This is a genomic window from Oleiagrimonas sp. (assembly GCF_027858935.1).
In the GTDB taxonomy this organism is placed as follows: Bacteria; Pseudomonadota; Gammaproteobacteria; order Xanthomonadales; family Rhodanobacteraceae; genus Oleiagrimonas.
Genome location: NZ_JAQIBU010000374.1, coordinates 1 through 9,205, shown reverse-complemented (window position 1 = coordinate 9,205; position 9,205 = coordinate 1). Strand labels below are relative to the sequence as shown.

At 59.0% G+C, this 9,205-nt stretch carries 9 protein-coding genes; 4 read left to right on the top strand and 5 right to left on the bottom strand.

Annotated features, from left to right (window positions below):
- Nucleotides 1–186: 186 nt before the first annotated feature.
- Nucleotides 187–396, bottom strand: coding sequence for a cold-shock protein (locus tag PF446_RS14330; protein WP_298072782.1), 210 nt, complete (start codon nt 394–396; stop codon nt 187–189).
- A 686-nt stretch (nt 397–1,082) separates the two neighbouring features.
- Here PF446_RS14330 and PF446_RS14325 point away from each other — a divergent pair.
- Nucleotides 1,083–1,976, top strand: coding sequence for a phospholipase A (locus PF446_RS14325; RefSeq protein ID WP_343224691.1), 894 nt, complete (start codon nt 1,083–1,085; stop codon nt 1,974–1,976).
- 90 nt (nt 1,977–2,066) lie between these two features.
- On the opposite strand, the gene PF446_RS14320 is transcribed toward PF446_RS14325, so the two are convergent.
- Nucleotides 2,067–2,549, bottom strand: coding sequence for a peptidylprolyl isomerase (locus PF446_RS14320; protein ID WP_298072780.1), 483 nt, complete (start codon nt 2,547–2,549; stop codon nt 2,067–2,069).
- 153 nt (nt 2,550–2,702) lie between these two features.
- Here PF446_RS14320 and PF446_RS14315 point away from each other — a divergent pair, with 153 nt between their 5' ends.
- Nucleotides 2,703–4,067 (top strand): MATE family efflux transporter, encoded by a 1,365-nt coding sequence (locus PF446_RS14315; RefSeq protein ID WP_298072779.1) that lies wholly within the window; start codon nt 2,703–2,705, stop codon nt 4,065–4,067.
- A gap of 9 nt (nt 4,068–4,076) precedes the next feature.
- Here PF446_RS14315 and PF446_RS14310 read toward each other — a convergent pair whose 3' ends face one another.
- Nucleotides 4,077–4,565 carry a glutathione peroxidase gene (locus tag PF446_RS14310; protein ID WP_298072777.1) on the bottom strand — a complete coding sequence of 163 codons (489 nt, stop codon included), beginning with the start codon at nt 4,563–4,565 and terminating at the stop codon, nt 4,077–4,079.
- An 88-nt stretch (nt 4,566–4,653) separates the two neighbouring features.
- On the opposite strand from PF446_RS14310, the gene PF446_RS14305 reads away from it, so the two are divergent.
- Both PF446_RS14305 and dacB read left to right on the top strand, forming a co-directional pair.
- Complete coding sequence (locus tag PF446_RS14305) at nt 4,654–5,526, top strand: NAD-dependent protein deacetylase (RefSeq protein WP_298072775.1); 873 nt, start codon at nt 4,654–4,656, stop codon at nt 5,524–5,526.
- A gap of 294 nt (nt 5,527–5,820) precedes the next feature.
- Nucleotides 5,821–7,380, top strand: a complete 1,560-nt coding sequence (dacB, locus tag PF446_RS14300; RefSeq protein WP_298072773.1) for a D-alanyl-D-alanine carboxypeptidase/D-alanyl-D-alanine-endopeptidase — start codon at nt 5,821–5,823, stop codon at nt 7,378–7,380.
- Nucleotides 7,381–7,382: 2 nt separating this feature from the next.
- Here dacB and PF446_RS14295 read toward each other — a convergent pair whose 3' ends face one another.
- Nucleotides 7,383–7,988, bottom strand: a complete 606-nt coding sequence (locus tag PF446_RS14295) for a rhomboid family intramembrane serine protease (protein ID WP_298072784.1) — start codon at nt 7,986–7,988, stop codon at nt 7,383–7,385.
- Between the two features lie 71 nt (nt 7,989–8,059).
- Nucleotides 8,060–9,139 (bottom strand): diguanylate cyclase, encoded by a 1,080-nt coding sequence (locus PF446_RS14290; RefSeq protein ID WP_298072771.1) that lies wholly within the window; start codon nt 9,137–9,139, stop codon nt 8,060–8,062.
- Between the last annotated feature and the right edge of the window lie 66 nt (nt 9,140–9,205).

Below are 9,205 nucleotides of genomic sequence, written 5' to 3'. Positions count from 1 at the left end.
GTCTTCTTGCGCTTGCCGGCATATTCGGCATCGGAGAAGCTCATCTGCGTCATGGGACGGACCTTGGCGTTTGGAAGGCTAAATTGTACGAAATTTAGGGGGCTTGTTCAGAGTTTCCCAAGGGGCCGGCATGCGCCGGCCCCTGAGATGTACCTTGTGGTTACCGGCGAATGATCGCCGACAACATCAGGCCGCGGAAACTTCCTCGGCCTGCAGACCCTTCTGGCCTTGCACGACCTTGAAGCTTACCTTCTGGCCTTCCTGCAGGCTGCGGAAGCCTGAACCAGTAATGGCACGGAAATGGACGAAAACATCCGGGCCTTCTTCACGGCTGATGAAGCCGAAGCCCTTGGCATCGTTGAACCACTTGACGGTGCCGATCTCACGATCCGACATGACTAACTCCGAAATTACCTGAAACGAGCCGACGCAACATGCGACGACGATGTACTGAGTATGCAGGTGAAGTGGAATGGATCGAGCTGGGAGGCATAAGCCAGAACCAGACACCGGGCAAACACAAGACCAAGCAGACACAGCTACAATTAGCATACTCCATAAGTACCGATAAAAGTACAACGTCTTATATAGCGAGCCCTTGAACCTTGCCTTCCTCTCGCGGGATTCCAGTAATCCTGCGGGCCACACTCGACGTGCAGTGCAGATGGCATGAGATTCAAGGCCTGTGCTTCTGCCACCTGAAAAGCAGGCCATTGATCTTGATAGACTTATTTCCTGAACCCGGTAAATATCCCTGCTTGTTATTCTGCCGCATCCCCGAACTTTGCGGGGACCAAACGATGGCTTCGCGGCGGTTGTGCCGCCTTCTTCTCATGGGCGCGCTTGCATTCAGTCTCCAGATAGGTCCGTTGTACGCCCAGACAGCCCATCCCAGCGACCCGTTTGCCTGCGCCGGGATCGCCAACGACTCCCTGCGCCTGGCCTGTTATGACCGTGCTGTCGGACGCACCCTGGTACACGACGATGAGACACGCTCGGTGCAGCAAGATAATGCTATTCCTGCACAGCAAAGCACAACCAGATCCGCGTCGAGTGGTCGGAAAACCCATTCCACAGACTCCTTGAAACTCCAGCACCTTTTTGATGCGGAGCGTCTGGCGTTGAAAAAGCGTGCACGGCCTGTGGACAAGGGCACGCCCCACACTTCTCTGCTCAACAGTCGCTGGGAACTTGATCCGAACAGCAAACTGGGGCCTTACACCATCCGTGGTTACAAACCGGTCTATGTCATGCCGCTGTTCTACATGACAAGCGTGAACAACACGCCCTCCTCGCCCTCGCCGGGTCATACGGTTTCCGGCTCCGAAAACCTTCAGCACGAGGAAGCGAAGTTCCAACTCAGCTTCAAGACCAAGATCTGGGAGGGTGTATTCGGTAAATATGGTGATCTGTGGCTGGCCTATACTCAGGACTCGCACTGGCAGGTCTACAACGGCCGCAATTCCCGACCCTTTCGCGAAACAAATTACGAGCCGGAAGCCATGCTGGTGTTCGACACCAACTATCATGTGCTTGGCTGGCGCGGGCACCTGCTGGGGATCGGCCTGAACCATCAGTCCAATGGACGCAGCAATCCGTTGTCGCGCAGTTGGAACCGCATCGTGGCCGATATCGGATTTGAACGGGGTCCCTGGACATTGATGATCCGGCCCTGGTGGCGTATCCCTGAAAACCGGGCGCACGACGACAACCCGAATATCAGCGACTATATGGGGCGAGCCGAAGTCCAGCTGGTCCGCGAATGGCGAGCCAATGAATTCACGCTGATGGGCCGTCATTCTCTGCGTCGTGGTTCACATTCGCACGGGGCCATGGAATTCACCTGGGCGTTTCCCATCCATGACAATCTGCGTGGCTACGTGCAGGTATTCAATGGCTATGGCGAGAGCCTGATCGACTACAACCACAGGGCCACTTACGTGGGTCTGGGCGTATCGCTGCTTGGTTGGTATTGAACGAATACCCCCTGAAACAAAAAAGGGGCGGCCATGACAGGCCGCCCCTTCACCGATCGTTTGGCCACGCAATGGCCACTGGGTCGGTGCTTACTCGTGCTCGCCACCAGCGCCGTGAACGTGGCCGTGAGTGAGCTCTTCCTCGTTGGCGCTGCGCACTTCGGTCACCTCGATATCAAAATTCAAGGTCTTCCCCGCCAGCGGGTGATTGCCATCGATGGTGACCTGGTCGCCCTCGACCTCGGTGACCACGACCATCACCGGACCCTGTGGGCCCTGGCCCTGGAACTGCATGCCTGGCTTGGGCTCCGGAGCGCCCTGGAACGAGCTCTTGGGCAGCGTTTGCACCAGTTCATCGTGGCGCGGACCGTAGCCTTCATCCGGAGTCACCTCGACCTTGAAGGTATCGCCTTCGGTACGGCCGGCCATGGCCTTTTCCAGACCAGGCACGATATTGCCCGCGCCATGCAGATACGCCAGAGGCTCGCGCTCGCGTGAAGTGTCGATGACATCGCCGCCCTCGTTGGTTAGCGTGTAATGGAATGATGCAACGGTGCGATCGGCAATCTGCATGGGATACCTCGAAGTAATGGCAGTGCGAATGGGTGTCACCGACGCCTCACACGTCGGCCGGAACCCACCAGAATAAGGAAGGATCGCCATGACTGCAAACCAAGCCGGGCATCGCCGCGCACCGATCAAACCATGCCTGATGGATGCAGCACAGTGACTGTCCGCTTGAAGCGCCTGCTGGCCGACTGGCGTGACCGCGACACTCACCGTCGTGTATGGGCGCTGGCAGCCCCCATGATCGTGTCCAATATCACCGTGCCCCTGGTTGCGCTCACTGACAGCACAGTGGCAGGACACCTGAGCCATGCCAGCCAGCTGGCTGCCGTGACCGTGGGCAACACCATCTACCAGCTCCCCGTGCTGGTTTGCGGATTCCTGCGCATGGGGACCGTTGGTTTTTCGGCCCAGGCTTGCGGACGTGGTGACGGCAATGCGCTGCGCAGGATCCTGGTACAGGCATTGCTTCTCGCGCTGGTGCTGGCCACCACAATCGGCTTGTTGCTGGTGCCATTTCTGCACCCGGTGCTGGCTTTGATGAAGCCCTCTTCGTCGTTGCTCGACCAGGCAACAGGCTTTGTTCACGTACGCTTCCTTGGCTTGCCTGCGGCCCTGGCCAACTATGCGCTCGCTGGATGGTTCCTGGGTTCACAGAACGCGCGCGTCACAGTACAGATCCTGGTGCTGACCAATCTTGTGAATATTGGCCTGAACCTTGTATTCGTGCTTGGGCTTGGCTGGGGGATTCATGGCATCGCGTTGGCATCCGCGCTGGGCGAATGGTCGGGCTGCCTGTTTGGTCTTTCACGGATCCATGCGCAGTTGCGCGCTTATCCTGGAAGGCTGCTGGGACGCCGACTGACCCTTTGGGCCGAATGGAAACCGCTGCTGGCCGTGAACCGGGACATCCTGATCCGCAGTGTGGCTCTGCAAGGCGTCTTCTTTGCCGTGGTCACGCTGGGCGCGCGTATGGGTGACGCCGTGGTGGCGGCCAACGCCTTGCTTCTGAACGGCCTGATGCTGGCGGCCTTCGCGCTGGACGGCCTGGCCAATGCCGTGGAGGCGTTGACTGGACACGCCATCGGGTCGCGGCAGCACGACCAGTTGCGTCGCGCCATCGTGGTTGCCGGCGGATGGTCGTTGGTGGGAAGCGTGTTGTTTGCCTTGCTGTTCGGCCTGTTCGGGCGCGTCTTCGTGGACATGCAGACCAGCATCGACAGCGTGCGTTCCACCGCCGATGTCTACCTGCCCTGCCTCGCCGTGCTGCCGCTGGTCGCTTTCCTGAGCTATTTTCTTGATGGTTTGTTCATCGGTGCGACCCGTGCCCGCGAAATGCGCGACGCCATGCTGATCGCGGGAGGGGCCTTCACGATCAGCGTCCTGCTGCTGCGCCCCCTGGGCAACCTGGGGCTTTGGCTCGCCTTATTGTTGTTCATGCTGGTCCGCGGAGGCGTCATGGCATGGATGGGGCAAGGCATCACGCGTCGCGATGAATGGATTACACCGCAGCGCGCTACCTGAATGCCAAGGTCAGGATTCGAGCAGTGACTCGATATCCGTGGCGATCTTTTCCGGAGTCGTGGCCGGAGCATAGCGACGCACCACGCGACCATCGCGATCGACCAGAAACTTGGTGAAATTCCACTTGATGGTCTTGCTTCCCATAACGCCAGGAGCCTCGGACTTGAGCCAGCCGTAAAGCCGAAGCGCGTCGTCGCCGTTGACCTCGACCTTCTCGAACATCGGGAAGCTGACATCGTAGGTGGTACTGCAGAAGTCCAGGATCTGCGATGAATCTCCAGGTTCCTGGTGGCCGAACTGATCGCAGGGAAATCCGAGCACAGAAAATCCTCGCGCACCGAATTGTTTTTGCAGGTTTTCCAAGCCCTTGTATTGCGAAGTAAACCCACATCTGGAGGCCACATTGACCACCAGCAGAACCTGCCCCCGCCAATCGTCCAGGGACCGTTCCCGACCATGGATGTCGCGTGCAGTGAAAGCGTAGACCGTATCGGACATGACTATCTCCCAGGATCCTTCATCATCCTCGCATATCCATGACCTGTGGGGCGTATGCGGCACGCGACGGACACGCTACCCTTGATGTATGCATTCGGTCGCAGCCCGCCGCTCCATCTCCACATCTCCTGATGACACGCTCGAACGTTTCATCGGACGCTACCCCAACCTGTTGGTGCTGACCGGTGCCGGCTGCAGCACGGATTCGGGCATTCCCGACTACCGCGACCTGGAAGGCGAATGGAAACGCCCCCCGCCCATGACCTACGCGACCTTCATGAACGATCCTGTAGCTCGCGCACGGTATTGGGCACGCAGCATGATTGGCTGGCGCCATTTCAGTACGGCACGCCCCAACCGTACCCATGCGGCACTGAGCCGGCTTGAACAGCTCGGTCACATCCACATGCTGGTGACCCAGAACGTCGACGGTCTTCACCAGGCCGCCGGCAGCCAACAGGTGGTTGATCTTCACGGACGCCTCGATCGTGTGCGCTGCATGGCGTGTGAAAAACGGATACCACGCGTGTCCTTCCAGCAAAGGATGACCGAAGCCAATCCACAATGGACGGACCTGGATGCACCGCATGCGCCCGATGGCGATGCCGATCTTGACGACCGACCGTTTGCCGAATTCGTGATCCCCTGCTGCGCAGAGTGCGGAGGCGTGTTGAAACCGGACGTGGTCTTCTTTGGCGAACAGGTGCCGCGTGGGCGTTTGAACCAGGCCATGAGTGCACTTGATCGAAGCGATGCCCTGCTGGTGCTGGGATCTTCGCTGATGGTGTATTCCGGCTATCGATTTGCAGCCTGCGCCGCCAAACAGGGGAAACCCATCGCCGCAATCAATCTGGGACACAATCGAGCCGAGCCGCTGCTTGAACTCAAGCTAGATTGTCGATGTGACGAGGCCCTGGCCTTCGTGAATACCATCAAACGCAAGGCGTCAGGGCACACCTGAGATGCCCCTGCCCCGAAGTTACGACGCGCACCAACCACGTGCAGGGATGCCATGAAGCTTTCAACCCGCTCCGCATTAACGTATCGCACGGCATTTCTGGTCTGTGTACTGCTGACGCTCGTTGCCTGCGCCAGCTCGCCTGTATCCCGGACCGGAACGAACGCTCCGCAGTCTGCACCTGAACGTGTCCCACCCAGGGCAGCATTGCAGGCCCAACATGCAAATAACCCAAAAGCATCCTTGCCTGCGCAAGCTGCAGCACCTGGATCCAAACCATCCCTGGCGGATATCGGAATGATGCGCCCCGCGCAGAAGCGTGTTGCCGATGCGCTGGAGGCCTATATCAAGCAACCCCGGTTCGGGCATGCGCAATGGGGATTGCAGGTCGTGGATCTGGATACCGGCAAGTTGCTGTTTCAGCACAATGCCGACAAATTGTTTATCCCCGCCTCCAATACCAAGCTCTATACCGCTGCACTGGCGCTTTCCGTGCTGGGTCCCAGGTTCCGTTTTCATACGTCACTTTTCGCCTCGCGTGTACCCAGTGCCAACGGTGTTCTGCACGGGAGTCTTGTTCTGTATGGCCGGGGAGACCCAGCGCTGGGACAGGGCAACAACACGCAGCCACCCAACGACTGGGCCGACAGGCTTGCGAGTGCCTTGCGCTTGCGCGGTGTGCGTGTGGTCCATGGCGACATCATCGCCGACGATACGTATTACTCCGGACCTCCTTTCGGTTCCGGCTGGGAGGCCAATGACCTGGAGAACAGTTACGCACCTGGAGTCTCGGCGTTGAGCGTCCAGGGCAACAGTTTCACCCTGGCCCTTGGCGGCAGCGGTCAATGCTGTACGGTCCGCACCGATCCTGCTGCGGTGGTGCATGTGGTCAATACACTGCATGCCCCGTCAGGCAGCCAGGCAACAGCAGCCTCCGACGCGGATGCAACCGGTTCATACGACCCATTGGGACTGTATCGTGCGCCAGGTTCGGACCGTCTGTACGTATTCGGTTCCCGCCGCCCTTCCGCGGTACCGCGTATCTTCACCTTATCCGCCCCGGATCCTGCACGGCTGGCCGGAAGCCTGCTGGCCGATGCACTCACACGCCAGGGTATTCGCCTGACAGGCAGGATTCGGGTCCTGCACTGGCCCAACGCCGGGACTCCGGATGATGGTCGACACCTGATCCACATCAGCGACATCCGATCGCCGCCCTTGTCTGACCTGGTGGGACACATGCTCAAGGAATCAGACAATCTGTATGCCCAGTTGCTGCTCATGGCCGTCGGCAAGCGCACCTCGGTTTCCGGAGTATGCGTTGACCAGAAGCATCCGCCCACCCTGACTGCAAATTGGGGCTTGTGCGCCATGCGAGCGCTGATGCGGCGCATTGGCGAGCCCAACGGCAGCTTGCATCTCGAGGAAGGCAGCGGACTGTCACGCAAGGATCTGGTGACTCCGGAAGCGACCACGCACCTGCTGGCATGGATCCAACGACAGCCATTCGGCGGCATCGTGCGCAAGGCTCTCCCGGAGGCCGGAATGAACGGGACGCTGGAATACCGCCTGCAAGGTCCACTGACCGAAGGCAGGGTCCAGGCCAAGACCGGGACCCTGCATTACGCGTACGCGCTTTCCGGATACGTCACCGCCGCCAACGGTGCACATCTGGTGTTCTCGATCATGCTCAACAATTACGCACGACCGCTGGATACCAGCGGCATGTCGGTGGCACCCCGACCGCAACATGACATTGATGCGCTCACCACCATCATTGCCGGTTACGGCACTGCAGGTAACGCCACGTTGCCCGGACATGCCGAGCCAGCACAGACCGTGCAATCCGTGCACTGAGCTTAGAATCGTGGATGCAGCAACTGTGAAAGGAAGATATTGATCACTGCGGGGTGCGAGAACAACATGAACAGCACGCCGTAAGCAGCGCCCCACAGATGCGCACTGTGATTGATGTTGTCCCCTCCGCGTCGGTCCATGTACACGGTATAGCCCACATAAGCCACGGCATACAGGATGGCGGGTACCGGAATGAAAAACACCAGGATCATGGACCATGGCTGGAACAGGATGAATGCAAACAGCACGGCCGATACCGCACCCGAGGCTCCGATACTGATGTAGTTCATGTCGTGCCGATGACGATAGTAGCTGGGCAGGATCGAGATCACGACGGCACTGAGGTAGAACAGCACATAGCCGACCTGCCCCATTCCGATCAATTGAAAAATCATTTCCATGGTTCTTCCGAAGAAGAACAGCGTGATCATGTTGAACAGCAGGTGCTGCATGTCGGCATGCACGAAGCCGTATGTCAGCAGACGATAGTACTGGTGCTTGCGCGTCACGCCGGGGGACCACAAGGCCAGATCGTGGGCGGTGGAGCGATTGTTGAACGCGATCCATGACACTACGGCGGTAGTGGCGATCAGTATCCAGGTAACCAGCATGTGCGGGGCTCGGTCGAATGTCAGGGGCCAACTATACGGCACCCATCCTGAAGCATCTGCACATGCCTTTAGAGTGAAGCACCTGGTGGTGCCTCATAGGCTGCAGTGCACACGCGATTCCTGCCTCGATCCTTGGCCATGTAGAGCGCATCGTCCGCCGCCTTGATCCAGTCCAGCGGATCGGTCATGAGGCGGTTGATCTCGGCCAGACCTATGCTTACGGTGATCTTGATGCGACTGCTTTCATCGAATTCCTCACGCTCGACTTCGCGACGTATCCGTTCCATCAGCATGCGCGCGCCATCGCGGTCGGTTTCCGGCATGACCAATGCCAGTTCATCACCACCAAAACGACCCGGAGTATCAATGTTGCGACTGTTTTCATGCAGGATGTCGGCAACGCGTCGCAGTACCTTGTCACCGGTGGTATGGCCATAGGTGTCGTTGAGCACCTTGAATCCGTCAAGATCGAGCATCACAAGCGTGGCGGGTCGATGTGTGCGCAGATAGCGTTGAAACTCGAGCGTGAGAGCGTGCTGCCAATGCTGTCGGTTGGGCAACGTGGTCAATCCATCCGTGCGACTGAGCTCGTTGAGCATGCGGTTCTGGTTCCCGACCTTGCGTGCGAGCCGGTTGATCGCGGCGCTTACCGCAACCGGATAGGCCACCATCAGGGGGATGGTGGCCACGATCACATTCATGCTGGACTGCGGCTGCCAATGGCATCCCGTGATGGCGATGGCGAGCGCTGCACCAACCAGCATGACCATCAGTCCACGCACCATCAATCGCCAGCCACCGGTGGATACTGTCGTCATGCCTGTGACCATGACCATGGTCAGGCTCGGCACCGCAGAAAAATGGATCAGGGCGATCAGGAAACCGGCCACCGAAGCATCGATATAGATGCTTCGGTGCTCTCCCTGACCGGGCGACTTGGCGCGTCGTGAAAGGCCATAGGCCAGATGCGGCCAAAACAGGACATATACCGCCAGCAGTGCCCATTCCCAGCTGGCAGCATGCAACTCAAGGAACGCGGCACCCACCGAGAGCGCCCCAACGGCCAGACCAAGCATCCGCAAGTGGAACGTCTGCTCCACATACTGCAATTCCAGCTGGTTTCGATTCAGAACGGTTTCAAGAGGCATGGCATCCGGCTCCGGCCGCCGCGATATTCCAGAATTTCGCCGAGTCATCGCTCCATCGGGGCGACG